Below are 25047 nucleotides of genomic sequence, written 5' to 3' on the forward strand. Positions count from 1 at the left end.
GGACGGGCCTCCACACCCCGTCCGCGGCCCGCGGTGCGCCCGCCACCCGCGCTCGCCCGGTGGAACCGCTGGCCCGGCCCAGTAAGGTTCGGGCGGGCGAGACGAGGGGGCGCTATGGGGGCGCGGTCCGGCTTAGCGGACTTCGGGCGGTACGAGATCCGCGAGCTGCTCGGGCAGGGCGGCATGGGCGTGGTGCACCGCGCCTACGACACCGTCCACGACCGGGTCGTCGCGCTGAAGCGGCTCTCCGCCGCCGCGACCGACCACGAGTACCGGGCCCGGTTCCAGCGCGAGTCGCGCATCGCCGCCGCGCTCAGCCACCCGAACGTCATCCCGGTCAACGACTTCGGCGAGGTCGACGGCCACCTCTTCCTCGACATGATGCTGGTCGAGGGCACGGACCTGCGGCGCGCGTTGGGCGCGGGCGAGGTCGACCCGGTCCGGGCGCTGAAGGTCCTCGGCCAGGTCGCCGCCGCCGTGGACGCCGCCAACGAGCGCGGCCTGGTCCACCGGGACGTGAAGCCGTCCAACATCCTGATCGCCGCCGACGACCACGCCTACCTGGCCGACTTCGGCATCGCCCGGGAGACCTCGCCGGAGGCCACCGCGCTGACCCGGTCGGGCGACCTGATCGGCTCGTGGGACTACATGGCGCCGGAACGCCTGTCCGGCGGCGCGGTCGACGGCCGTTCGGACCAGTACTCCTTGGCGTGCGTGCTGTTCGAGTGCCTGACCGGCCGGCTGCCGCACCCGGCCACCGACCCCGCCGCGAAGGTCGCCGCCCACCTGTTGCAGCCCCCGCCCGCGCCCTCGGTGTTCAGCCCGACCGTCAGCCCCGGCCTGGACGCCGTGGTGCTGCGCGGGCTGGCGAAGGACCCGGCGCGGCGGTTCGAGTCGGCGACGGCGCTGATCACGGCGGCGGAGGCGGCCGCGTTCGGCGGCGACACCGCGCACGCCGCCCGGCCGACGTCGCCCGGCCCGGGTGAGGACCAGGACCGGCTGGTGCGCGCGATCCTCCGCTCCACGAGCAGGCCGCGCACCTCGCGCCCGCAACCGCAGGCCACCCCGTACCCGGGCCTGAGCGGGTTCGAGCGGGCCGACGCCGAGGTGTTCCACGGCCGCTCGCACGTCGTCACCGAGCTGCTCGTCCGCCTGGCGGAGCAGGTCCGCGGCGGTGAGCCGGTGGTGCTGGTCGGCGCGTCGGGCGCGGGCAAGTCCTCGGTGCTCAAGGCCGGGCTGCTGCCCGCGCTGGCCGCCGACGGCGACGAGACGTGGCCCCAGGTGGTGCTGACGCCGGGGGTGGACCCGGTCGGCAACCTGGCCGCCGCCATGGCCGCCCGCACGACGATCGACGCGGCGCGGTGGACGCGGCTGATCCGCGAGTCGCCCGGCCGGTTCGGCGAGTGGTGCGCGGGCGTGACGCGGCCGGTGATCGTGGTCGACCAGTTCGAGGAGGTGTTCAACGCGCCGGAGGCGGACCGGTTGGCGTTCGCCGCCGCGTTGACCGCCGCCCGGCCCGCGCTGGTCGTGCTGGCAGTCCGGGCGGACCTGGTCGACCGGTGCATCGAGCTGGCGCCGTTGCGGCCCGCGCTGGCCGCGCCCGTGCTGCTCGGCCCGTTGGACGCGACCGGGTTGCGGCAGGCGATCGTCAGCCCCGCCAAGGACTTCGGCGTGGAGGTGGAGCCCGGCCTGCCGGAGCGGATGATCGCCGACCTCGGCGTGCGCGGCGAGATCGGCTACGACCCCGGCGCGCTGCCCCGGTTGGCGCACGCGCTGCGCGAGTCGTGGCTGCACCGCGACGGGCCGGTGCTGACGCTGGCCGCCTACCGCCGCGCGGGCGGCATCGACGGCGCGGTCTCGCGCACCGCCGAGGAGATCCACTCGGCCCTGGACCCGGTGGGGCGGCAGGCGTTGCGCGCGATCCTGCTGCGGCTGGTCGCGGTGCTCGACGACGGCGCGGTGGTCCGGCGGCGGGTCGACCCGCGGGAGTTCGCCGCGCAGCGGCACGTGCTGGACCGGTTGATCGCGGCACGGCTGGTGACCGTGGACGGCTCGGGCGCGCGGCTGAGCCACGAGGCGCTGTTCACCGCGTGGCCGAGGCTGCGCGACTGGATCGAGGAGGACCGCGCGGGTCTGGTGCAGCACCGCCGGTTCACCGACTCCGTCCGGGCGTGGGTCGAGTCCGGGCAGCACGACGACGACCTGTACCGGGGCGTGCGGCTGGCGTCGCTGACCGCGTGGCTGGAGTCGGCGCGGGACCGGGTGCGGTTGCAGCCGGTCGAGCAGGACTTCCTGGCCCGGTCGACGGCGGCCGAGCACGCCGGGCAGCTGGCGGCGCGCAAGCGCACGAACCGGTTGCGCGGCTTGGTGGTGGCGCTGAGCCTGCTGCTGGTGGTCGCGTCGGTGGCGGTCGTCGTGGCGACCCGGTTGCGGCAGTCCGCGCAGGCCGAACGGGACCGGGCGGACACCGGGCGGCAGCAGAACCTGTCGCGGCAGTTGGCGGCGGAGTCGGCGTTGGCCAGGACGGTGGACCCGCGGCGGGCGGCATTGGCCGCGTTCGGCGCGTGGCGGGCGAGCCCGACCGTCGAGGGGCGCAGCGCGCTGCTGTCCGCGACCACCGACGCCTACCGCGGCCGGATGACCGGGCACGTCGGCGCGATCAACGCGCTCGCGGTGAGCGAGGACGGGAAGGTCGCGGCCTCCGGCGGCCGGGACGGCACCCTGCGGCTGTGGGACGTGCCCTCGCGCCGTGAGCTGGCCGTGCTGGACGACAAGGGCGGCTGGTACCGGACGGTGTCGATGAGCGCCGACGGTCGGCTGCTGGCCACCGCCGACCCGGACACCAAGAAGGTCGAGCTGTGGGACGTGCCGGCGCGCAAGAGGGTCTTCACCGTGCCGGATCGGGCGGCGGACACCGCGCTCTCCCCGGACGGCGGCACGCTCGTCGCCTACACCGATCGCGGCGTGGTGCTGTGGGAGACGGCCGGGTTCACCGAGCGGGCGGTGTTCGCCGCCCGGCCCTCGATCCGGATGGCGTTCCTGCCGGACCCCGGGCTGGTCGCGTTGACCGACGGCAACGACGTCGCGGTGCACCGGGCGGGTGACGGCGCGCTGGTCGCGAAGCTGACCGGGCACACCGGCGAGGTGAGCGCGCTGGCGTTCGCGCCGGGCGGCGGGCTGCTGGCCAGCACGGGGATGGACGCGACGGTCCGGTTGTGGGACACCACGACGTGGACGGCGCGCCGGACGTTCAGCGCTCCCGAGGTGGGGCTGAGCTCGGTCACGTTCACGCCGTCCGGCTCGGCCGTGGTGGCGGGCGCGGTGGGCTCGAGCGTCTACTCGTGGGACCTGGCGACCGGCGACCTGCTGACCCAGTACGCGGCCGGGTCGGTGACCACGTTCGCGGTGGTCATGACCGCCGACGGCCACACCCTGCTCAGCTCCGACTCCACCGGCGTGATCACGGTGTGGTCCTACCAGCGGACGACGCTGGGCCCGCGTGACGCCGTCCTGCTCGGCACCGCGTTCCAGCCCGGCGGCGACCTGCTGGCCACCACCAGCGGCAACGGCGTGGTCCGGCTGTGGGACCACCGGAACTCGCGGTTGGCGCACGAGCTGAAGGCCCACGGCGACGACGCCTACGACGTCGCGTTCAGCCCGGACGGCGCCGAGCTCGTCACCGTGGACGAGAGCGGCCTGCTGGTGGTGTGGAAGGCGGCGACGGGCGCGGAGCTGCGCCGGTTCTCCCGGCCCGGCACGGAGTTCACCTCGGCGAGGTACAGCCCGGACGGCCGGACGATCGCCGTCACGGGCCGCACCCCGACCGGGTCGCAGGAGGACCGCGACGAAGTGCTCCTGCTCGACGCCGCCGACCTTCGGCTGGTCAACCGCCGGGCGACGACCCCGGAGCCGCGCAACACCCCGGTCAACGGGGTCGAGCCCAACTACCCCACCGGCATCTCGTTCCACCCGAACGGCCGCACGCTCGCGGTGACGTTGTCGGGCGGCCGGATCGGGCTGTGGGACCTGGTGGACCCCGGCACGGAGTGGACCATCCTGCCCGGCCACGACGGCGTGGCGATCGACGTCGAGTTCAGCCCGGACGGCTCCGTGCTGGCCACGGGAGGCGGTGACCGGCTGGTGAAGCTGTGGCGGGTCAAGGACGGCGTCGAGGTCGGCGTGCTCACCGGCAACGACGCGCCGGTGCGCCGGGTGGCGTGGAGCCCGGACGGCAGGACGTTGGCCACCGCGAGCCAGGACACCGTGGTGCGGCTGTGGGAGGTCGACGGCGCGCGGCAGCTGGCGCGGCTGGACCGGCACGGCGCCGAGCTGAACGACCTGGCGTTCGACCCGAGCGGCGAGCTCATCGCGTCGGTCGGCGCGGACGGCACCGCCCGGCTGTGGAACCTCGTGCCGGACCGCGCGGTCGAGGTGCTGTGCGGGTTGCTCGACCGCGAGTCGCTGGCCGAGGAGTGGCGTGCGCTCGGACCGGACCGGGGCGACCCGCCCGGTTGCCCGGAGTAGCGCCGTGCCGAGGGTGGTGGTGCGTGGCGCGGGCCTGGCTTCGGTGGTGCTGGGGCCGGGCGAGTCGCTGCTGTTCGGACGCGCGCCGCACGGCGTCGTCGGCCCGGCCCGCCCCGGGCGGGTGGTGGTCGCGCTGCCGGACTGCGCGCCGCACGTGTCGCGGCTCGTCGGCGAGCTGGCGGTCGGCGCGGACGTGGTGTCGTTGACGTGGCTCGGCGCGGGCGAGGCGCAGCTGTCCAGCCTGTTCGACGCGCCGGGCGGCGCGCGGCGGGTGATCCTGACCCGGTCGGCGACGGCGTTGCTGGACGTCGGCGAGAACCAGCTGGTGCTGCTGCTCGGCCGGCGCGGCGACGGCGACGGGTTCGCCGACCTGCAGCTGACCATCGACGTGGAGCGCGCGCCTGCGGCGTCGGAGGTGGCGTTCGGGGCGGACGGTGGCGACACGCGCACCGGTCCGGGGTTGGTGCGGGGCGGGCGGGACTGGTTCGTCGCGCTGGCGCTGTGCGAACCGTGGCTGGTCGGCGCGGACGACTACCCGCGGCCGCCGTCGAACCGGGAGATCTTCGAACGGGTCCGCGAGTGGCACGGCTACACCTGGAACCTGCACCGGCCGCAGCGGGTGGACGACGCGATCCGGGCGATCTCGGCGATCGCGTTCGGCGCGGCGGACGACCCGTTCCTGGCCGCGCACGCGGGCCGGCTGCAGAACACCAGGTTCGCGGTGGCGCGCCGGGCCGCCGAGGTCCGCCTGGTGACCGCCGCCGACCTCGCCGAGGTGCAGCGGTCGGCCCGGAACCGGAAACTTCCACCCCCGCCGTCCTCGCCCGGCCACCCGCCTGCTCCGTAGCGTCAGCGGTCAGGGGCGCCGGACGGTCGCCCCACTCCTCACGGCACCCGACCGGTCCCGCCCGCGGCGACCGGGTCCGCGCCGTACCCGGAAAGGACCGCCGCCATGGTGCAGCACGACTCCCCCGACTCGCCGACCACCGCCCGCCACGCCGAGCCGCGCGCCAGGAAGGGCGCCGGGATCGTCGTGCTGCTGGTGCTGATGACCCTCGCCAACGCCTTCACGCTGGTCGTCGCCGTCGTGGGCTGGGTGGACGAGGTGGACCACGGCGCGGAGTGGGGCGACGACTCGTTGCAGCTCGTCGTCTTCGTGGCGCTCGCCGGTCTGGTCGCCCTGATCGGGCTGGTCGGCGCGTGGTTCACCCGCAAGTGGGGGCCTCGGCTCTACGTGCTGACGAGCGGGTTCAGCCTGCTGTTCGGCCTGATCATCTCGGGCGGCGCCGGGTTCTCGCCCCTGTCCCTCGTCGCCCTCGGCCTCGCGGTCGGGCTGTGGCTGCACGCCGAGAGCAAGTGGTAGCACCGGGGCCGGTGCGTCCGTTGTGGACGCACCGGCGGCCCCGGGTCAGGACCGCGGTGCGGTGGGCTCGCCCTCGTCCGGCCGCTCGACCCGCGCGGTCGGTGACCCGTCGGTGGACCGGACGGTCGGCGACTCGTCGACCGGCGGCTCAACGGTGGGCTCTGCGGTGGGCTCAGTGGTCGGCGTGACCACCGGCGGCTGGACCGGCGCGACGACCTCGGTGGCCCGCACCGGGATGCCGAACGGCGGAGTGTCCACATCGGACACCACCGGCGACGGCCCCACCGGCGGCACGGGACCCGCGGGCGACAGCCGACGCCTGCGGGTCAGGGCGATCGCCGTGCCCGCCGTCGCCGTGGCCACCGCGACACCGCCGCAGAGCACCGCGAGCCCGATCAGCAGCGAAGCGCCGCCACCGGCCGACCCACCGCGGTCGACCGCGAGCCGCCGGTACTCCGCGGCCTGCAGGTGACCGGGCGAAGCGGCCAGCACGTCGTCGAAACCCTCCACCGCGCCGTCGAAGTCGTCCGCGAAGTAGTGGTCCAGCGCGGCCCGGTAGTCGCGGTCGTGCGCACCGGGTTCGACCTTCACGTCCTTGCCCGCCAGGACGTCCAGCAACGTCGAGGACGCGGCGGCGAAGTTGAACGACTGCGTCTCCCCCGGCGAGCCCTGGCTCACCAGGCCGACGACCCGGCCGTCCATGTCGACCACCGGCCCACCGCTCATGCCCTGCGTGGCCGCCGCGCTGAACTCGTAGAACGGCCGGTCGTTCTGCGTCCGCCGCGCCGACACCTGGCCGTTCTTGTTGCTCGGCTCCAGGCTCGGGTCGACCGCCGCGCCCGCCGAACCGGGGTAGCCGATGGCCAGGATCGGGGTGCCGACCGCCGTCTGCTCAGCCCTGATCTCCAACGAGGGCAGGTTCTCGCGCGGCACCTTCAGCACCGCCACGTCGCCCTCGGTCGGCGCGACGAGGTCGACCACGGTGGCCGGCGCGACGTCCCGGATCGGGCCGTCGCCGGTGGCCTCCATCCGCTCGACCGCGATCGCGCGGTCGACCGGGCGGTCCGGGTCCGCGCCCTCGGCGACGGCGTGCTCGGCCAGCTGCGCCTTGGCCTTGGCCCGGTCCACGACCCGACCGGCCGCCGCCAGGTCCTCGATCGCCGCGTCGAACAACGCGCCCGCGCCGCCCTGCGGTCCGGTGTGGACGCAGTGGCTGGCGGTGGCCACGTGCCCGTCCGGGCTGATCACCACGCCGCTGCACGTCGCCTTCACGACGTAGCCGTTCGCGCCGCCGAACACCTCGCCGGTGCGCCTGTCCCGCACCCACCCGTGCCACTCCACGGTGATGAGCACGATCGCCGGCCGGGCGATGGCCGCGGCCAGCTCCTCCGGGCTCGACGGCTGCACGACGGAAGCGGCGGCAGCGGGAACAAGAGCCGGAGCGGCGGCCAGCAACGCCGCCGCGACGAGCGCCGCGCGCATCAGCCGTACACCCCGAACCCGGCGGTCCGCGCCCACACCGACCGGTAGCCGCGCGAGTTGCTCTCCACGAGCTGGGTGCCCTGGCAGGCGTAGTCGTCCACCTCGTGCCGCACCTGTTCCGACGGGATCGTCTGGGTCTCCACCAGACCCCGCTGGTCGTAGTAGGCCCAGGTGAACTCGGCCTTGGTCTGGTTGCCGTAGGTGATGGCCTCGTCGGTGGCGGTCCAGGTGAACTCGATGACCCCGTTGCCGACGAGCCGCAGCGCGTTGCCCTGGTAGGTGCCGTGGAACACCACGTCGTCCATCCGCTCGGTCCCGGTGCCGTCCGGCCGGAACTCGTACGCCCGCCCGCTGGTGACCATCGGGAGCGGGTCCACGCCGTTGTAGAACTTGACCATCACCTGCTCCTCCACCGTGCGCCACGAGCCGATCAGGCACAGCGGCGGCCCGACGGGGCGGGTGGTGTCCGCGCGGGCGGTCGGCGAGGCCCTCCCGGCCGCCACCGGCACGGCCTGCCGGGGACGGTCGTCCGCGAGGACCACGGCGGTCAACCCGCCGGCCGCCAGGACCGCGCACGCGGCGACGACGAACAGCACCACGACGACGGATCGCGCCGGTAACCGGGGGGAATCGCTCACCGGGCCATCGTATGGACCGACCCGTCCGGGCCGTGAGCCGGTTGATCCGGAAGTTTCCGCGCCGTGACCCGACGCCCGCTCCACCCGCGTGGACGCCTCACCGCCACTACCATGGACGTGTGATCTTCCTCAGCGTGGTCCTCACCCTGCTCGGGCTGAGCACGCTGCTCCTGCGTGACGACGAGCTGCTCGGCCTGCCGCCGGTCGTCGCCGGCTCCGGTCTGGTCGTGCTCGGCGTGGCGGCCGGCGTGCTGTGGGTCGTGCGCCGGCGGCGCCGGTGGGAGCGCAAGGGCGAGCCCCGCCCGGTCGGCACCGTGATCGACCGGGCCAAGGCCCTGCCCCGGCTGCTGCGCGAGCGCAAGGCCTACGGCCTGCCGACCAGCACGATGGCCACGTGGGCGTTCGCCGTGCTCTACCTCGTCTCCCCGGTCGACCTGCTGCCCGAACTGCTGCCGCTGATCGGCGTGACCGACGACGCGGGCGTGGCGGTCTGGCTGCTCACCAGCGTGTCCACCGTCACCGGCCAGTACCTGCGGTGGGAGCGCGAGCGCTCCGGCAAGGCCAAGAAGGCCCGCTGACGGTCACGGGTTCGTCGGTGACGGCAGTTCGCGCACGCCGCTGAGCAGCGTCGTCACGGCGGCCATGATCCGCGCGGTCGCCTCGTCCAGCACGGCCTTGGTCGGCTCCAGCCCGTACAGGTCGGACAGGTCGACCTCCGCGCCCGCCACCACGGACACCTTCCGCCACGGCCGCGGCACGAACTTCCCCGGCGGCAGCAGCTCCCGGGTGCCCCACTGCGCCACCGGCACGACCGGCGTGCGGGTCGTCAACGCCAGCCGCGCCACGCCGTTCTTGCCGCGCATGGGCCAGCCGTCGGGGTCGTTGGTGAAGGTGCCCTCCGGGTAGACGATCACGCACTCGCCCTCGTCCAACGACGTGCGCGCGTTGTCCAGCGCCTTGCCGGCGCGCACGCTGTCGCGGTCGACCGGGATGTGCCGCCCCGACGACATCACCCACCCGAGCACCGGCGCCTTCCACAGGCTCGCCTTGGCCAGGTACCGGGGCACCCGGCCGGAGGCGAGCGCGAACGCGGTCAACGTGACCGGGTCGGCGAAGGACAGGTGGTTGGAGGCCAGCAGCACCGCGCCCTCGCGCGGGATGTTGGTCCGGCCCGCCATCCGCATCCGCACGAACAGCACGACCAGCGGCCACAGCACGTCAATGGCCACGGAGTACCAGAAACCCCGGCCCCGCCGGGGCAGGCGGGTCGTCAGCGCCACCATCTGGGAGAACGTCACCCCACGATCTTCGGTCATGGCCGCGGGCGCCGTCACCGCGCCCCACCGCACCGCCGTCACCCCGTCCTGATCGAGTTCGACTAATCTCCTCCCCCGTGGCAGGGCTCCCCGCACCGCGGACCGCGGTGAACCGGATCAACGTGCTCCTCGTGGAAGACGACGAGGGCGACGCCGTGCTGGTCGAAGCCCTGCTGGACGAGGTCGAGGCGGACGTCGCCCTGCACCGGGCGCGGACGCTGCGGGAGGCGGAGGGCCTGCTGGCCAAGGCGGACTGCGTGCTGCTCGACCTCGGCCTGCCGGACACGACCGGGCTCGACGGCCTGACCAGGCTGCTCGCCCACCCGGCGCCGGTGGCGATCATCGTGCTCACCGGCCTCAACGACGAGCACCAGGGCACCCAGGCGGTGGCCCAGGGCGCGGAGGACTACCTGGTCAAGGGCCAGGTGGACGGCGTGGGCCTGGCCCGCAGCATCCGCTACGCGGTCGGCCGCAAGCGGGTCGAGGAGACCCAGCGCCAGCTGCGCGACGAGAAGCTGCTCGCGGCGGAGAAGACCCGCCTCGAACGCGGCCTGCTGCCGTCGCCGATCATCCACGGCGACGACATCGGCTGGGAGGTCAGCTACCGCCCCGGCGGCAGCCGGATGCTGCTGGGCGGCGACTTCTACGACGTCGTGCGCACCTCCGACGGCACGCTCCAACTGCTGATCGGCGACGTGTGCGGGCACGGCCCGGACGAGGCCGCGATCGGCGTGTTCCTGCGCATCGCCTGGCGGGCGCTGGTGCTGGCGGGCCAGGAGCCGTCCCGGGTGCTGCGCACGCTGCACGAGATCCTGGAGCACGAACGCCACCAGCCCGGCCTGTTCACCACGGCGTGCATGGTGACGATCTCGCCGGACCGCCGGTGGGCGCGGGTCTACCTGGCCGGGCACCCGGAGCCGATGCTGCTGGTCGGCGACCGGGTGGTGGAGCTGCCGCGCGACCGCGCCGGGCTGCCGCTCGGCGTGCTGCCGGACAGCACGTGGAGCGGGCTCGACGTGCCGTTGCCGCCGGGGTGGTCGATGCTGCTCTACACCGACGGCCTGGTCGAGGGCCGCGTGCACGGCGACACCGAGCGGTTGGGCTCGGAGCGGCTGATCGACCTGATCGGCGAGATCACCAGGGAGCGACCGGACTGGACGCGCACACCGGCGACGCTGCTGGACGACCTCATCAGCCGGGTGAAGGAACTCAACGGCGGGGAGCTGGACGACGACATGGCCGTGCTGCTGATCTCGGACCGCGCCTGATGGACTACCGCAAGCGCTGGCCCGCGAGCAAGCTCCTGGTCGCGGCCGTCGTGGTCCTGGTCGTCATCTGCGCGGGCGCCATCGGCAGCCTCCTGATCGCGCTGAACGGGCTGACCTCCGCCCGCACCGAGCTGCTGGAGCGGATCGACCCGGCCGGCCGCGAGGTGCTCGAGATGCAGACCGCGCTGGTCAACCAGGAGACCGGTGTGCGCGGGTACGTGCTCACCGCCAACCAGGCGTTCCTCGCCCCCTACACCGACGGGCGACAGGACGAGCTGGACGCGGTGGAGTCCGCCCGCTCCCTGCTGTCGGCCTCGCGACGCGACCTGCTCGGCGACCTGGAGGAGGTGCGGCGGCTGGCGGACGACTGGCGGCAGAGCTACGCCGACCCCTTGGTCGACCTGGTCTACGTGTCGGGCATCCCGCAGACCACCCTGGTCGACGCCGAACGCGGCAAGGCGCTGTTCGACCGGGCGGCCGAGGCGATGGCGGCGTTGAAGACCAAGGTCGAGGAGGCGTCCGCCGCCGGCCGGGCGAACGTGTCGAACGTCGCCACGCAGGCGTTCTTGCTGGTCATCGGGCTCGGTCTGCTGCTGGTGCTGAGCATCGCCGGGGTGGCGGTGATGCTGTACCGGATCGTGATCGCGCCGCTGACGGGGCTCGCCGCGGACGTGCGGCAGGTGTCGTCGGGCGACTTCGCGCACGCGGTCGAGGCGGGCGGGCCCCGCGAGACGGTGATGCTCGGCCAGGACGTCGAGGCCATGCGGGTGCGCATCCTGTCCGACCTGGAGGAGCTGCGGCGGTCGAACTCGGAGCTGGAGCAGTTCGCCTACGTCGCCTCGCACGACCTGCAGGAGCCGTTGCGCAAGGTGGCGAGCTTCTGCCAGCTGCTGGAGCGGCGCTACTCGGGCCAGCTCGACGAGCGCGGCGAGCAGTACCTGCGGTTCGCCGTGGACGGCGCGAAGCGGATGCAGGTGCTGATCAACGACCTGCTGGCGTTCTCCCGGGTCGGCAGGCTCACCCGCGAGCAGACCCTGGTGGACTGCGACGAGCTGGTCGCCCAGGTGCTGGACAACTACTCCGAGGTCGTCGAGCGGACCGGGGCGACGGTCGAGGTGGCGGACCTGCCCACGGTGCGCGGCGAGGCGTCGTTGCTCGGCGGGGTGTTCGGCAACCTGATCAGCAACGCGCTGAAGTTCCACGGCGAGGAGCCGCCGCACGTGCGCGTGGACGTGGACCGCACGGGCGATTCCTGGACGTTCACCATCAGCGATCAGGGCATCGGCATCGACCCCGAGTACGCTGAGCGGATCTTCGTGATCTTCCAGCGCCTGCACCACAAGGACGACTACCCCGGCACCGGCATCGGGCTGGCGATGTGCCGGAAGATCGTGGAGTACCACGGTGGCACGATCTGGCTGGACACCAGCGAGGGCGACACCGGGACCACCTTCAAGTTCACGCTGCCGGCTGTAGAGGACGACGAGCAATGAGCAACCCGTTGAACGTGATCGACGTCCTGCTGGTGGAAGACGACCCCGGCGACGCCCTGATGACGCAGGAGGCGTTCGAGCACCACAAGATCCGCAACCAGCTGCACGTGGTGCGCGACGGCGTGGAGGCGCTGCAGTTCCTGCGCCGCCAGGGCCCGTACGAGGACGCGCCGCGGCCGGGGCTGATCCTGCTCGACCTGAACCTGCCGAAGATGGACGGCCGCGAGGTGCTGGCCGAGATCAAGGCGGACGAGGCGCTGCGGCCCATCCCGGTGGTGGTGCTGACCACGTCGGAGGCGGAGGAGGACATCCTGCGCAGCTACAACCTGCACGCCAACGCCTACGTCACCAAGCCGGTCGACTTCGACCGGTTCATCGAGGTCGTCCGGCAGATCGACGACTTCTTCGTGACCGTGGTGAAGCTGCCCCGCTAGGCCGGGCCTGGTCCTGGAGGAGTCGTGATGGGCACCGTGACCTCGAAGGACGGCACGACGATCGGGTTCTCGCGGGTCGGTGACGGTCCCGCGGTGGTGCTGGTGGACGCCGCGTGCTGCTTCCGGGGCGGCGGCCCGATGCCCGACGTCGCGGCGGCGTTGCGGGGGTACACGGCCTACACCTACGACCGCCGGGGCCGCGGCGAGAGCACGGACCGCGGACCGTACGCGATCGACCGCGAGGTGGAGGACCTGGCGGCGGTCGTGGCGGCCGCAGGCGGCTCGGCCTTCGCCTACGGCTTCTCGTCGGGCGCGGTGCTGGCCCTGCACGCCGCGGCGGCCGGGGTGCCGATCACCGCGTTGGCGCTGCTGGAGCCGCCGCTGTCGTTCGAGGAGCCGACCGGACCCGACGTGCGGGACGAGATCAACGCCCTGGTGGCGGCCGGGCGGCGCGGTGACGCGGTGGTCCGGTTCCAGGTCGCGTGCGGCATCCCGGAGGAGTTCACCGCCGGGATGCGGCGGTCACCGGGCTGGCCGGCGCTGGAGGCGATGGCCCACACCACCGCCTACGACCTGACCATCACCGGCACTCCCCCGGACCTGGCCTCGATCACCACGCCGACGCTGGTGCTCGACAGCGCGGGCAGCGACGAGCGGCTGCGCGGGTGGGCCGACGGCGTGGCCGAACGCCTGCCGAACGCCCGGCGCCGCACGGTGGCCGGCGACTGGCACGGCGTGGCGCCGGACGTGCTCGCGACCGTGCTGGCCGAGCACTTCAGCTGAGCGCGTACCGCACCGCGCCGTCGGCCTCCTCGGCGGTCAGCAGGCCGCGGTGGACCAGCACGTCGAGGTGCGCGGCCGTCTCGCCGGTGGCCAGCACCTGGTTGAACAGGTCGAGCTCGGCGAACCGCCGACCACGCCTGGTCCAGCCGAGCTTGCGCGCGGTCTCGAAGGCGGTGCCGGTGCCCGCGCGCACGGCGTCCAGCGTGGCCGTGAGCCGGTCCTCGTGGTGGGCGAGCAGTTCGTCCACCCTGGCGTGGCTCGACTCGGTCACGGGGCCGTGCGCGGGCAGCAGCCGCAGGTCCGGGTGCTCGCGGACGAGGCGCAGCGAGTCGAGGTAATCGCCCAGCGGCAGCGCGGGCCGGGCGGGCTCGAAGCCGATCGACGGCGTGATGTGCGGCAGCACGTGGTCGCCGGCGAACAGCAGCGACGACTCGACGTCGACGAACACCACGTGCCCGCGGGTGTGGCCGGGCGTCGGCAGGACCCGCAGCACCCGCTTCTCCAGGGCCAGGTCGCTCTCGCGGAGCCACTCGTCGGGCTCCTCGTAGTCGCGCAGCTCGGCCTCGCCGACCGACTCCACCACGGCCCGCCACCGCTCGGCCAGGTGTGGCGCGCCCCACTTCGCCAGGTCGCGGTAGCCGTCCCGGCGCCGGGCGGTGATCTTGGCCAGCGAGGGCTGCTCCCCCGCGCCGAGCGCGATCTTCGTGCCGAACCGGCGGCGCAGGGCCACGGCCATCGTGTAGTGGTCGCGGTGGACGTGCGTGACCAGGAAGCGGCGGACGTCCTCGAAACCACGCCCGAGCTCGCCCAGCGCCGATTCCAGCGCCGTCTCGCCCGCGTCCAGGGCCCAGCCGGAGTCGATCAGGACCAAGCCGTCACCGTCGTCGATCGCGTACACGTTGACGGTGTGCAGCCCGTCGTTGGGCAGGGGCAGCGGGATGCGGTAGACACCGGGCGCGACCTCGAAGACTCCGGGTTCGGTCCACTCCATCCCCGGATCCTACTTACCGGTAACCTCGGCTCGGTCCGCCAGTGGCGCGTTCGCCGGCGCGCGCCGCGCCACCGCCTTCACCACGAACGGGATCACGGCCAGCGTGAGCAGCGCCAACGCCGGGTACGCCCACCCGATCGCGGACAGGTAGCCGGGCCTGGGGATGGTCCAGATGGTGGGCTGCCGGTCGAGCTGGAACGCGATCACGTCCCAGAACATGATCGGGCACCACAGGACCAGCAGCACGCCACGGGCCCACGGCGCGATCCTGGTGTGCACCAGCCAGATCAGCAGCGGCGCGATCCACACCCAGTGGTGGTCCCACGAGATCGGCGACAGCAGCAGGCCGAGGACCTGCACGACCAGCACGCCGATCAGCACGTCACCCGCCCGCACCGCGGCGCGCAGCGCGAACCCGGCGAGCACGACCGACACCACGACCGCGAGCACCCACGGCCACGTCATCTCGACGTCGTAGCCGAGCGTCCGCGACAACGCGCCGCGCAACGACTGGTTGTGCGCGGTGGCGATCGGGCCGACCCGGTCGGCCGCGCCGAGCAGCTCGAACCAGTAGTGCTTGGCCTGCGCCGGGTCCACCAGGAAGCCGAGGCCGACGCTCGCCGCGAACGCGACGACCGACCACACCGCCGCCGAGAACCGGCGCGTGGCCAGGTAGTACAGCCCGGAGATCGCCGGCACGAGCTTCACGCCCGCCGCCAGGCCGATCCCGATGCCCGCGAGCCGCGAGTCCCGGGCCGTCATGGCGCCGAGCACGACCGCCGCCAGCAGCAGGTTGACCTGGCCGAAGTCGAACGTGTGCACCACGGGCTGCATCCACAGCAGCACGGCGGTCCACAGCAGCGCCCGGCGCCGCCACAACGCCGCGTCCGCCGTCCAGCCCTCGCCCGCCACGAAGCGCAGGGCGACGCGCACCATCCAGTACAGGCACAGCCCGGAGAGCAGCCGCAGCGCCCACTGGGCGACGACCCACGGCAGCCACGTCATCGGCAGGAACACCAGCGCGCCGAACGGCGGGTAGGTGAACGGCAGCGGGAAGTCGGGCGGCGAGTTCGGCGAGGTGACGTCGTAGAGGTCGCCGGAGAGCACGTGCGGCGCCAGCGCCCAGTACACGTACAGGTCGATCGTCTCGTTGCCGAACCCGGTGACGATCGTCCAGCCGCGGCCCACGACGGACGCCACCAGCAGCAGGGGTGCGGCGACCAGCAGCCACCGCTCCGCCTTCACGAGCACGCGCGCCGCGGGCGACGTGGGTTCAGCTGACACTGGGCTCGACCTTCGACGTGGTGGCGGACGGCGTCGCGCCGACCGGCTCGCGGGTGTCGGCGCGCAGCGCCGTCGGCATCACCGCGAGGGTGAGCAGCCCGAGCAGCGGGTAGCACCACCCGAGCGCGGCCAGCGGCCACGGCCGGGGGATCTCCCAGATGGTCGGCTGCTGGTCGATCAGGAAGGTGATCAGGTCCGCGCCGGTCACCACGACCCACGCCGCGGCGACCGCCAGCACGGGCCACGTGCGGCGCGCCCCGTAGACGGCCCACAGCACCAGGGGGATCACCCACACCCAGTGGTGGCTCCACGAGATCGGCGAGAGCAGCAGCCCGAACAGCTGCACGGCGACCACGGTGGCCAACGCGTCCCCGGCCTTCACCGCCGCGCGCAGCGCGAATCCGGTCAGCACCGCCGACACCACCACCGCGAGCAGCCACGGCCACGTCATCTCGACGTCGTGGCCGAGCGTCCGCGACAACGCGCCGCGCAACGACTGGTTGATCGCCGACCCGACCGGGCCGACCCGGTCGGCCGCGCCGAGCAGCTCGAACCAGTAGCGCCACGAGTCGGCGGCCGAGGCGGCGAAGCCGACGGCCACGGTGAACGCGAAGCCGACCGCCGTCCACACCGCGGCCTTGAACCGGCGCGTGACCAGGAAGTACAGCACCGAGATCGCCGGGGTGAGCTTCAGCCCGGCCGCGACGCCGACGCCGAAGCCCGCCACCAGGTGCCGGGTGGCGACCATGGCGGCGAAGGTGCCGGCGATCAGCACCAGGTTGATCTGCCCGAAGTCGAGCGTCTTGCGCACCGGCTCGCACCAGAGCGCCAGCGCCGTCCACAGCAGCGCCCGGCGCGACCAGCCGGCGTCGAACGGCCGACCCGACCTCGCGGCGATCAGCGCCAACGCCGTGCGGACCAGCCACCACAGGCAGACCAGCGACAACACCTGCCACGCGATCCGCGCGGCCACCCACGGCAGCCAGGACAGCGGGAGGAACAGCACGGCCGCGAACGGCGGGTAGGTGAACGGCAGCGGGAAGTCCGCCGTGAACGGCATGTCGATCGTGTAGAGCTGATCGGTGAGCAGGTTCGGGGCGAGGCTCCAGTAGACCTTGAGGTCGATCATCCCCCAGCCGCTCGGCACGCCCAAGCGCCAGAAGTACCAGCCCAGCGACAAGCACAACACCAGCGGCGCGAACCTCAGCACCCGCTGTTCGACCCGTTCAACCACCCGTGCTCCCGCGCTGCTTCCCGGCCCCGTCCGGCTCGCCCGCCACGTCGTCGTCCTCGGCGGACGGCGACTGCTCGACGGCGGGCGGCGGCGCCTGCTCGACGACCCGCGTCGGCTGGTCGACCTCGCTCGACCGCGCCCGCAGCTCGGTCAGCAGCGACCACACGGGTTGGCGTTCCAGCAGCGACCGGCCGACCCACACGCCGATCAGGACGGTGACGGCCAGGTAGGACCACCACACGACGGGGTTCGCCGAACCATAGTGCCAGCGGGCGACGATCGTGCCGTCGGGCAGCGTGATGAGGACCATCCAGACCGAGAAGCCCGCGGCGAACGCGAGCCACCGGTCCTTCCAGGCGAACGCCGCGGCGAGCGCCAGGACCCAGGTGAAGTACCACGGGAGCACGGACGGCGCGAGCACGGAAGCGGCGAGCAGGGCGATCGCGGCCCGCCGCACGGCGTCCACGCCGCCCGCGCGGGCGAGCCACCACTGGCGGACCAGCACGGCGGCGAGGACGTACACGCCCACCGACCGGAAGAAGCCGAGGAAGCCCTCGTAGGTCGCACCCGGGATGTGCCTGCCGACCGAGTAGTAGAGCAGCTCCGCGACGGCGCAGGGCAGCGACATCCAGGTCAGCAGCGGCGTCTGGCTCTGCAGCACGTTGACCCAGCCGAGGTCGACCCCGGCGATGATCGTGGACAGCGCGAAGACGCCGGCGAACGTGATGCCGCCCACCGCGCACGCCTGGAAGAACCGCTGGCGGGCCGGGCCGGACATCCGCGCCACCCAGACCCAGACGAGGAACGGGATCACCAGCACCGCGGTGGCCTTGACCGCGGTCGCCAGGGCGATCACCGCGATGCCGCGCACGTGCTTGCCGTCCAGCACCATCAGCACGCCGACGGCCATCAGGCCGACCATCAGGATGTCGTTGTGCGCGCCGCCGATGCCGACGGCGATCACGAACGGGTTCGCCACGGTCAGCCACAGCGCGATCGACGTGCGCCCGCCGAGGTGCCGGACCAGGCCGGGCATCGCCCACGCGAGCATCGCCAGCCCGCTGAGCACGGCGAGCCGCATGAGGACCGCGCCGATGATGACGTTGTCGCCGGTGACCGCGACCACGGCCTTGGCCACCAGGAGGAACAGCGGCCCGTACGGCGAGGGTGTGTTCTGCCACAACGACGCCACGTTGCCGCCCAGCGACAAGGGCAGCACGGACGCGCCGGTCGTGTAGGGGTCGAACCCGTGCAGCGCGACCGCGCCCTGGGCGAGGTAGCTGTAGACGTCCCGGCTGTACAGCGACGGGCCGATGAGCAGCGGAGCGGTCCAGACGGCGGCGGCCAGCACCACGCCGCGCCCGTCGACCTGGCCGGCGCGCACCATCCGCCCGAGCCGGACCCACGAGTAGACCAGCAGCGCCACGCCGACGAACACCACGGCGGTGGCGAGGTCGCGGCCGTGGCCGTACCGCACCGCGTTGAGGATCGTGCCGGTCAGCAGCGGGTCCCGGCGGAGCACCGCGCCCGCGCCGACGCCGCCGAGCGCGATCAGCAGCCCGCCGAGCGCGCCGAGCCTCAGCACCCGCGGTGGGACCTGCCGGAGAACCACCGACCACGTGCCCGTCCGGCGGGTCGGGCCATCCGTCCGTGCGCCACTTCCGCTCACCTCAGCGGTCACAGCCAGGCCCACCTCATCGGTCTCGTGATCGGTCCTCGTCCCCGTCGACCGCATCTGCTGTCGACGACATCACCATCATGGCGGGGATCAAAGACGAGTGAGGCCACGATCAGTAATGTTGACACGATCAGCTACCACTGTTGACCAAAAGCCGCCTACTTAGCCGTGTTGTTACCCCCCTTTGTGATGATTCACACGAAGAAGCAACCCTGGCGGGGTATGCGCTGGTGAGCCGGGTCCACTGTGCGTCGGCGCGGCGTGCGCGCCCGGAGCGGGGAAAACGTCACCCGGTCCGCAGTTCGGGGTGCTTCTCCAGGTAGCCGCGCACGAAGGAGCATTCGGCCACGACGGTCCGGCCCTTGGCGCGCACGTCCTCGAGCGCGTGCCGGACGAGCTTGCCGCCCAGGCCCTTGCCCTCGACGGCGACCTCCGTGTGGGTGAACGTGACGACGCCGTCCGCCGAGGTGTACTCGGCGAAACCGCCGAGCTCGCCGTCCAGGTGGACCTCGTAGCGGGACAGCTCCGGGTTGTCGGACACGGACACAGCGGTCACGGGTGCTCCTCCACGTTCCGGTTCGGTGGGTGCCACCGTAGTCGCAGCGGGCAAGATTGTCGGATGGACGTGTACCTGCTGATCCTGGGCGATCACCTGCCCAACCCGTACACCGGTCGGGCCGTGACCGAGTGCGAACGGCTGCGGGCGATGGTCGAGCAGGCCGTCGTGGCGGAGGAGTCCGGCTTCACCGGGGTGGCGATCGGCGAGCACCACTTCACCCGGTACATCGTGTCGGCGCCGGAGCTGCTGCTGGCCACGATCGCCGACCGGACGTCGACGTTGCGGCTGTCCACCGGGGTGACGCTGCTGGCGCACCACGACCCGGTGCGGGTGGCGGAGACCCTGGCCACGCTGGACGTGCTGTCGGGCGGCCGGGCGGAGCTGATCGTGGCGCGGGGTGTGTCGCAGCGCACGGACGTGGCGTTCGGGGTGCAGGACGACCTGCGGGCGCGGTTCGACGAGAACCTGCGGCTGCTGCTGCGGCTGCTGGAGGAGAAGCACGTCACGTGGGAGGGCAAGTACCGCAGTCCGCTGGTGGACGTCACGACGACGCCGCGCCCGGTGCAGCAGCCCCGGCCGCTGGTGTGGATCGGCAGCGGGTCGGCGGTGTCGGCGGACCTGGCGGTGGAGCTGGAGCTGCCGTTGATGCTGCCGAGCACGTTGCGCGACCCGAGCACGCACCGGCCGGTGGTGGAGCGCTACCGGGCGGCGATGGGCGGTGGTGGGCGGGTGGCGTTGCCGAGCCACGTGTTCGTCGCGCCGACGGCGGCGGAGGCGCGGGCGACGTGGCGGCCCCACCTGGCGGCGTACGCGGAGTTCGCCGACCCGTGGCGCGGTGACGGCGAGGCGGACGTCGACGTGCTGATGGAGGGCGCGGCGGTGTGCGGCGACCCGGCGGAGGTGACGGAGCGGCTGAACCGGGTGACCGAGCTGCTCGGCCTGGACGCGCAGCTGGTGATGGTCGACATAGGCGGTCTCCCGCACCAGGCGGTGCTGGACACGATCCGCCTGTTCGGCCGGGAGGTCCTGCCGAACCTGACGCCGGCGCCGGCCCGGGCCGCGGACCGCGCGTCCTGAGCGGTGATTGTGGGTAGCCCGGGTGGGAAGGAGGTTGCCATGGTCCAGCCACAACCGCCCCCCGGGCGGCCCGTGCCCACGCCACCCCCGATGCCGCAGCCGCCCCGGGAGCCGTCGCCGAGCACCGAGCCGCCGATCCCGCCCACGCCGGAGCCGCCACCGCCCAACAAGCCGGCGCCGAACGAGACCCCGCCAACGGGGTGAGGGACGGCTAGGGGACCAGGAGGTCCGGCTCCGCGCCGTCGGTCCGGCCCCGGTCATTCGCCCTGGTGAAGGGCTCGGCGTCCAGGGCTGACCGGGTGGTGGCGGTGATCCGATGCACGTCGCCGCGTTCGCCCTGCGGGGGCGGTGCGCCTGCCCGTTCCCTCAGGGTGGCGGCGGTGCGCCAGGCGCGGTCCGAGACCGGACGCCACGCCCAGGAGCAGCCTGAACGCGGTGTGCCACACCCGCACCGTGCCTGTCACGTTCTCCGAGCCCACCGGCCGGCGCCACCGTCACCTCTCGACGCCGCTCGCCGAGCGTGCCGCGCAGCACCCGGTACCGGGCCGGCGCGTCGACCAGCGGTAACGCCTCGGCGTACCGGCCGCGTCGTCGATCGCCGAACCACGCCCGGCGCGAGCCGGGTCTTGCCCACACCGCCGGGCCCGGTCGGGGTGACGAGCCGCGGTCCAGCCGCTCGTGAACGGTGGGCGTCGGGGGTGCTGTCGGTGGTCGTCATGCTCCCTCGCTCCGGGTGGGAGGTGGGAAGTGGCCGGCGTCGACGAAGAACTCCACGTAGGCGCGGAACAGCTCCTCGGTCACCGGAGGGCAGTCGATGCCGCTCCCGTCGAGCGCGACCGCGGTGTCGGTGACGTCGATGGGCGGGTAGAAGGACGCGCTGTCGGCGGTCATCACCCGGAAGGCGTCGAGCAGCGGGACGAGCGCGTTGTCCCGGTCGGCGCCGACCTCGGCGAACCACTCGTCCGGGTTCCGGTCCGCGACGGTGTAGCCGAGGGACCGCAGCCGGCGCACCAGCTCGGGCAGTTCGACCCGGTGCTCGCTGTGGAGGTGGAAGGTGCGGCCCGCCCTCCGGCGGGACAGCTCGACGATCGCCGTGCTGACGTAGTCCACCGGCGCCAGGTGGAAGTAGCCGCCGACGCCCGCGGGGGCGGAGCGGGCCTGGATGATGCCCTTGAGACTGAGCCAGACGAAGTCCCGCGTCTGGCAGGCGCCGTTGGCCCGGTCACCGGAGATCACGTCGACCCGGTACACCGACACCGGGATACCGCGGTCCCGCGCCAGTTCCACGACCTGCTCGGACACCCACTTGGTACGCAGGTAGCCGCTGGGCAGGGCCTCGGCGGGGCCCGTCGGGTCGGTGGTCCTCAGCGCCCCGCCGCCCGGCGCCGCACCGGCGAAGACGCCGACCGTGGAGACGTGGTGCACCGGCACGGTGCGGTGCCGGGCGGCCAGCCGCAGCACCTCCCGGGTGCCGCCGACGTTGGCGTCCTTGAGGTCGCCGTACGGCCGCAGCCAGTGCACGGTCGCGCCGGCGTGGTAGACCACGTCCACCACGCGGGCCAGCTCGTCGAACAGCTCCTCCCCCAGCCCCAGGCGCGGCTGCGCCAGATCGCCCGCGTGGACGGCGAGCCTGACCGGGTCGACCTCGTCCCAGACCCGGTAGTACTCCAGGTTCTCCCGCACCCGGCGCAGCCCGTCCGCGTCGTCGGTGGCGCGCACCAGGCAGTGCACGATCGCCTTCGTGGTGCGCAGCAGGTCGCGCAGCAGGAACGCGCCGAGGAAGCCGGTGGCGCCGGTGAGGAAGACGTGCTCCGGGTCGTCGACCGTGGTCGACACCACCTCCGCGGCACGGATGTCGTCGTCCAGCACCACGTCGGCGGTGCAGTCCTCCCGATCGGCGCCGTCGGACCGGACCAACTCGGCGTGCAGGAACGCGGTGAGCGCGCCGGGTGACGGGTGGTCGAACACCAGTGTGGGCGGCAGGGCGGTGGCGCACCTCGTGGCGAGCCGGTTGCGCAGCTCGACCGACACCAGCGAGTCGAAACCCAGGTCGCCGAACGCCTGGTCCGCGCCGATGCCCTCCGGCGAGGCGTGGCCGAGCACGGCGGCGGTCTCGGCGAGCACGACGTCGAGCACGACGCGCCGCTGCTCGTCGTGGCCCAGGCCGTCGAGCAAGTCGGCCAGCGCGTCGTCGGCGGTCTCCTCGTTGCGAGCGGTCCCGCGCGGCGGGGTGCGGACCAGGCCGGACAGCAGTGGCGACGTGCCCTGCCCGCGCAGCGCGGCCAGGTCCAGCGGCGTGGCGACGACCGCGGGCAGGCCGGTGCCCAGCGCGCGGTCGAGCATGGCCGGGCCGACGTCCTGGGTGATCGGCAGGAACCCGCCGCGGGCGATGCGCCTGCGGTCGGTTTCGTCGAGGTGGCCGCTGATGCCGCCCTCCTGCTCCCACAGGCCCCACGCGACGGAGGTCGCAGGCAGGCCGAGGGTGGCGCGGTGCTCGGCGAGGGCGTCGAGGAAGGTGTTGGCGGCGGCGTAGTTGGACTGGCCGGGGCCGCCGATCACGCCCGCGATCGACGAGAACAGCACGAACGCGGTCAGCTCGCGGTCGCGGGTCAGCTCGTGCAGGTGCCAGGCGGCGTCGACCTTCGGCCGCAGCACGGCCGAGAGCCGCTCCGGGGTCATCGAGTCCAGCAGGCCGTCGTCGGCGACGCCCGCGGTGTGCACGACCGCCGTCACCGGGTGCAAGTCGAGCAGCGCGGCCAGCGCGGCGCGGTCGGCCACGTCGCACGCCGCCACGGTCACGTGCGCGCCGAGGCCGGTCAGCTCCTCGACCAGCTCGGTCGCGCCGTGGCTGTCCGGGCCGCGCCGGCCGGCGAGCAGCAACCGGGTCACGCCGTGCTCGGCGACCAGGTGCCGGGCGAACGTCGCGCCCAGCGATCCGGTGCCGCCGGTGATCAGCACGGTGCCGGCCGGGTCCCACGCCGGGTCCGCCACGGGCGCCGGCGCCCGGTCCAGCCGCGGTGCGAACACGCGCCCGTCGCGCACGACCAGCTGTGGCTCGCCGGCGTCGACCACGCCGCCCAGCGCCTCGAGAGACGCCTGCTGGTCGTCCACGTCGACCAGCACGACCCGGCCCGGCGCCTCGGACTGGGCGGAGCGCACCAGGCCCCACACGGCCGCCGCGCCGAGGTCGGCGACCGTCGTGGTGGGCGCGATGGCACCCCGGGTCAGCACGACCAGCGGTGTGCCGGTGAGCCGGCCGTCGGCCAGCCAGTGGCGCACCACGTCCAGGACACGTGCGGCCACCTCGTGCGCCGCGGTCACGGTGTCCGCGCCGGGTGCCGACGCAAACGGCGCGAGCACCGCGTCCACCGGCTTGTCCGCGACCGCCACGGCGGCTGGGTCGGCGAACCGGTGCGGGTCGAGGACATCCACGTCGAACGGTCCGGATTCCAGCACTCCCCACCGCACCGCGCGCCCCGGTAACGACACGGGCCGCCAGGCCACCCGGAACAGGGCGTCCTGGCCGCGTCCGCGGGCCCTGGCCAGGACGTCGGCCGCAGGGGGGCGGGCCAGCACGCCGCCGACCGCCGCCACCGGCCGGCCGGTGCGGTCGGACAGCAGCAGCGCCACCTCACCGTCCGCGCCGGGGACCTGCCGGACGCGCAGCGCCGTCGCACCCGTCGCGAGCAGCCGCACGGCCCGCCAGCGGATCGGCTCGCCGTCCACGCCGACCCGCAGCGCGGCCTCCAGCAGCACCGGGTGCAGGCCGTACGCGCCGGCCTCTCCGACCAGGTGCGCCGGCAACGCCACCTCGGTCGCCGGGGCGTCCGGGTCGAACGACGCCGCAGTGGTGCCCGTGCTCACCCGGCCGGAGGCGTGCAGGGTCCAGGGGCCGTCCGAGTCGCCGGGCCGGGCGTGCACGGACAGCGGGTGCGAGCCGTCGTCGCCCGCCAGTCCCACCCGCACCTGGAGTTGCGCGTCGGCCTTGCCGTCGAGCACCAAGGGCACGTGCGCGACCAACTCGTCGACCACCGTGCAGCCGACCTCGTCACCCGCGCGGATCGCCAGTTCGAGCAGCACGACGCCGGGCACGACGTCGTGGTCGGCCAGCCACGGCTGCGCCTTGACCGACAGCAGGCCGGTGAGCAGCACGTCCCCGGTGTCGGCGAGCGTGACCGCCGCGCCCAGCAGCGGGTGCTCGGCCGCGCGCAGGCCAAGCCGGGCCGGGTCCGCGGACTCCTCGGCCTTCACCCAGTAGCGAGACCGTTGGAACGCGTAGGTCGGCAGGTCCACCCGGCGGGCGCCGCTGCCCTCGAAGAACGCGGACCAGTCGACGGCGACACCGTGGGCGTGCAGTCGCCCGATCCCGGAGACCAGCGCCTCGGCGTCAGGCACGGCGCGACGCAGCAGCGGCACCGCGGCCTGTGCCCGGTCGCCGAGCACCTCGCCGACCAGGGCGGTGAGCACCGCGTCCGGCCCGACCTCGACGAACGCCGTCACGTCCTCGTCGGCCAGGGTGCGCACCGCGTCGGCGAAGCGGACCGGCTCGCGGACGTGCCGCACCCAGTACTCCGCGGTGTTCAACTTCTCAGCCGGTTCCCCCGTCACCGTGGAAATCACCGGAACCACAGGCTCGTGATAAGTCAGCGACTCCGCCACCTCACGGAAATCCGCGAGCATCGGCTCCATCAAAGCCGAATGGAACGCGTGACTGACCGTGAGCCGCTTCGTCACCCGACCCCGCCCGGCCAACACCGCGGCAACCGCAAGAACCGCGTCCTCCTCACCCGAAAGCACCACCGAGTCCGGACCGTTGACCGCCGCCACGTCCACACCCGGCACCAACAGCGGCACCACCTCCCCCTCCCCCGCACCCACCGCCACCATCGCCCCACCCGCCGGCAACCCCGCCATCAACCGACC

At 73.6% G+C, this 25047-nt stretch carries 18 protein-coding genes; 9 read left to right on the plus strand and 9 right to left on the minus strand.

Translation table 11 applies throughout. The annotated features are described in order from the left end of the window. Nucleotides 1-114: 114 nt before the first annotated feature. The 3 genes from ABTZ99_RS40570 (at nt 115) to ABTZ99_RS40580 (ending at nt 5887) form a co-directional block, all read left to right on the plus strand. Nucleotides 115-4524, plus strand: coding sequence for an nSTAND1 domain-containing NTPase (locus ABTZ99_RS40570; RefSeq protein WP_499618372.1), 4410 nt, complete (start codon nt 115-117; stop codon nt 4522-4524). 4 nt (nt 4525-4528) lie between these two features. Continuing rightward, nucleotides 4529-5371 (plus strand): hypothetical protein, encoded by an 843-nt coding sequence (locus ABTZ99_RS40575; protein WP_498773410.1) that lies wholly within the window; start codon nt 4529-4531, stop codon nt 5369-5371. Between the two features lie 105 nt (nt 5372-5476). Further along, nucleotides 5477-5887 carry a hypothetical protein gene (locus ABTZ99_RS40580; protein WP_498773408.1) on the plus strand — a complete coding sequence of 137 codons (411 nt, stop codon included), beginning with the start codon at nt 5477-5479 and terminating at the stop codon, nt 5885-5887. A gap of 45 nt (nt 5888-5932) precedes the next feature. Here the strand turns inward: ABTZ99_RS40580 and ABTZ99_RS40585 are convergent, their stop codons facing one another. Both ABTZ99_RS40585 and ABTZ99_RS40590 read right to left on the minus strand, forming a co-directional pair. Further along, nucleotides 5933-7369: a trypsin-like peptidase domain-containing protein gene (locus tag ABTZ99_RS40585; RefSeq protein ID WP_499618374.1), complete on the minus strand. Its 1437-nt coding sequence runs from the start codon at nt 7367-7369 to the stop codon at nt 5933-5935. Further along, on the minus strand, nt 7369-8007 hold the full coding sequence (locus ABTZ99_RS40590; RefSeq protein WP_499618376.1) for a hypothetical protein: 639 nt from the start codon (nt 8005-8007) through the stop codon (nt 7369-7371). The genes ABTZ99_RS40585 and ABTZ99_RS40590 overlap by 1 nt, the downstream gene beginning before the upstream one ends. Before the next feature lie 119 nt (nt 8008-8126). Between ABTZ99_RS40590 and ABTZ99_RS40595 the strand changes: the two genes are divergently transcribed. Beyond that, a complete protein-coding gene (locus tag ABTZ99_RS40595) occupies nt 8127-8585 on the plus strand; it encodes a YkvA family protein (protein ID WP_498773402.1) in 459 nt (152 codons plus the stop codon). Between the two features lie 3 nt (nt 8586-8588). On the opposite strand, the gene ABTZ99_RS40600 is transcribed toward ABTZ99_RS40595, so the two are convergent. After that, the gene (locus ABTZ99_RS40600) at nt 8589-9290 is read right to left on the minus strand and encodes a lysophospholipid acyltransferase family protein (RefSeq protein WP_498773473.1); all 702 of its coding nucleotides are present in this window, start codon (nt 9288-9290) and stop codon (nt 8589-8591) included. Between the two features lie 110 nt (nt 9291-9400). Here ABTZ99_RS40600 and ABTZ99_RS40605 point away from each other — a divergent pair, with 110 nt between their 5' ends. Genes ABTZ99_RS40605 through ABTZ99_RS40620 form a run of 4 tightly spaced genes read left to right on the plus strand, consistent with a single transcriptional unit; the run spans nt 9401 to nt 13301 of the window. After that, entirely contained in the window at nt 9401-10591 is a 1191-nt protein-coding gene (locus tag ABTZ99_RS40605; RefSeq protein ID WP_498773400.1) for a PP2C family protein-serine/threonine phosphatase, read from the plus strand. Further along, a complete protein-coding gene (locus ABTZ99_RS40610; RefSeq protein WP_499618378.1) occupies nt 10591-12084 on the plus strand; it encodes a sensor histidine kinase in 1494 nt (497 codons plus the stop codon). Before ABTZ99_RS40605 ends, ABTZ99_RS40610 begins: the two co-directional genes overlap by 1 nt. Beyond that, on the plus strand, nt 12081-12518 hold the full coding sequence (locus ABTZ99_RS40615) for a response regulator (protein WP_499618380.1): 438 nt from the start codon (nt 12081-12083) through the stop codon (nt 12516-12518). The genes ABTZ99_RS40610 and ABTZ99_RS40615 overlap by 4 nt, the downstream gene beginning before the upstream one ends. 27 nt (nt 12519-12545) lie before the next feature. Then, complete coding sequence (locus ABTZ99_RS40620; RefSeq protein ID WP_498773394.1) at nt 12546-13301, plus strand: alpha/beta fold hydrolase; 756 nt, start codon at nt 12546-12548, stop codon at nt 13299-13301. Here the strand turns inward: ABTZ99_RS40620 and ABTZ99_RS40625 are convergent. From ABTZ99_RS40625 to ABTZ99_RS40645, 5 genes are all read right to left on the minus strand, one after another. After that, a complete protein-coding gene (locus ABTZ99_RS40625) occupies nt 13294-14292 on the minus strand; it encodes an MBL fold metallo-hydrolase (protein ID WP_499618381.1) in 999 nt (332 codons plus the stop codon). The two genes, ABTZ99_RS40620 and ABTZ99_RS40625, sit on opposite strands and share 8 nt — an antisense overlap. A 9-nt stretch (nt 14293-14301) precedes the next feature. Beyond that, nucleotides 14302-15576, minus strand: a complete 1275-nt coding sequence (locus ABTZ99_RS40630; protein WP_498773391.1) for a glycosyltransferase 87 family protein — start codon at nt 15574-15576, stop codon at nt 14302-14304. Further along, nucleotides 15566-16810 (minus strand): glycosyltransferase 87 family protein, encoded by a 1245-nt coding sequence (locus ABTZ99_RS40635; protein ID WP_499618383.1) that lies wholly within the window; start codon nt 16808-16810, stop codon nt 15566-15568. The genes ABTZ99_RS40630 and ABTZ99_RS40635 overlap by 11 nt, the downstream gene beginning before the upstream one ends. Next, nucleotides 16803-18395 (minus strand): polyprenol phosphomannose-dependent alpha 1,6 mannosyltransferase MptB, encoded by a 1593-nt coding sequence (mptB, locus tag ABTZ99_RS40640; RefSeq protein ID WP_498773387.1) that lies wholly within the window; start codon nt 18393-18395, stop codon nt 16803-16805. Before mptB ends, ABTZ99_RS40635 begins: the two co-directional genes overlap by 8 nt. Nucleotides 18396-18774: 379 nt before the next feature. After that, nucleotides 18775-19044 carry a GNAT family N-acetyltransferase gene (locus ABTZ99_RS40645; protein WP_498773385.1) on the minus strand — a complete coding sequence of 90 codons (270 nt, stop codon included), beginning with the start codon at nt 19042-19044 and terminating at the stop codon, nt 18775-18777. Nucleotides 19045-19107: 63 nt separating this feature from the next. On the opposite strand from ABTZ99_RS40645, the gene ABTZ99_RS40650 reads away from it, so the two are divergent. Further along, a complete protein-coding gene (locus tag ABTZ99_RS40650; protein ID WP_498773383.1) occupies nt 19108-20124 on the plus strand; it encodes an LLM class flavin-dependent oxidoreductase in 1017 nt (338 codons plus the stop codon). 714 nt (nt 20125-20838) lie between these two features. On the opposite strand, the gene ABTZ99_RS40655 is transcribed toward ABTZ99_RS40650, so the two are convergent. After that, nucleotides 20839-25038 carry a thioester reductase domain-containing protein gene (locus ABTZ99_RS40655; RefSeq protein WP_499618385.1) on the minus strand — a complete coding sequence of 1400 codons (4200 nt, stop codon included), beginning with the start codon at nt 25036-25038 and terminating at the stop codon, nt 20839-20841. Between the last annotated feature and the right edge of the window lie 9 nt (nt 25039-25047).

The sequence above is a fragment of the Actinosynnema sp. NPDC002837 genome, assembly GCF_040295345.1.
Taxonomy (GTDB): domain Bacteria; phylum Actinomycetota; class Actinomycetes; order Mycobacteriales; family Pseudonocardiaceae; genus Actinosynnema.

Bases quoted from the DNA above. Each gene is read 5' to 3' on its own strand.
- ABTZ99_RS40650 (WP_498773383.1), top strand. From the start codon at position 19,108: ATGGACGTGTACCTGCTGATCCTGGGCGATCACCTGCCCAACCCGTAC.
- ABTZ99_RS40610 (WP_499618378.1), top strand. From the start codon at position 10,591: ATGGACTACCGCAAGCGCTGGCCCGCGAGCAAGCTCCTGGTCGCGGCC.
- ABTZ99_RS40625 (WP_499618381.1), bottom strand. From the start codon at position 14,292: ATGGAGTGGACCGAACCCGGAGTCTTCGAGGTCGCGCCCGGTGTCTAC.
- ABTZ99_RS40570 (WP_499618372.1), top strand. From the start codon at position 115: ATGGGGGCGCGGTCCGGCTTAGCGGACTTCGGGCGGTACGAGATCCGC.
- ABTZ99_RS40655 (WP_499618385.1), bottom strand. From the start codon at position 25,038: ATGGCGGGGTTGCCGGCGGGTGGGGCGATGGTGGCGGTGGGTGCGGGG.
- ABTZ99_RS40615 (WP_499618380.1), top strand. From the start codon at position 12,081: ATGAGCAACCCGTTGAACGTGATCGACGTCCTGCTGGTGGAAGACGAC.
- ABTZ99_RS40620 (WP_498773394.1), top strand. From the start codon at position 12,546: ATGGGCACCGTGACCTCGAAGGACGGCACGACGATCGGGTTCTCGCGG.
- ABTZ99_RS40585 (WP_499618374.1), bottom strand. From the start codon at position 7,369: ATGCGCGCGGCGCTCGTCGCGGCGGCGTTGCTGGCCGCCGCTCCGGCT.
- ABTZ99_RS40580 (WP_498773408.1), top strand. From the start codon at position 5,477: ATGGTGCAGCACGACTCCCCCGACTCGCCGACCACCGCCCGCCACGCC.
- ABTZ99_RS40600 (WP_498773473.1), bottom strand. From the start codon at position 9,290: ATGGTGGCGCTGACGACCCGCCTGCCCCGGCGGGGCCGGGGTTTCTGG.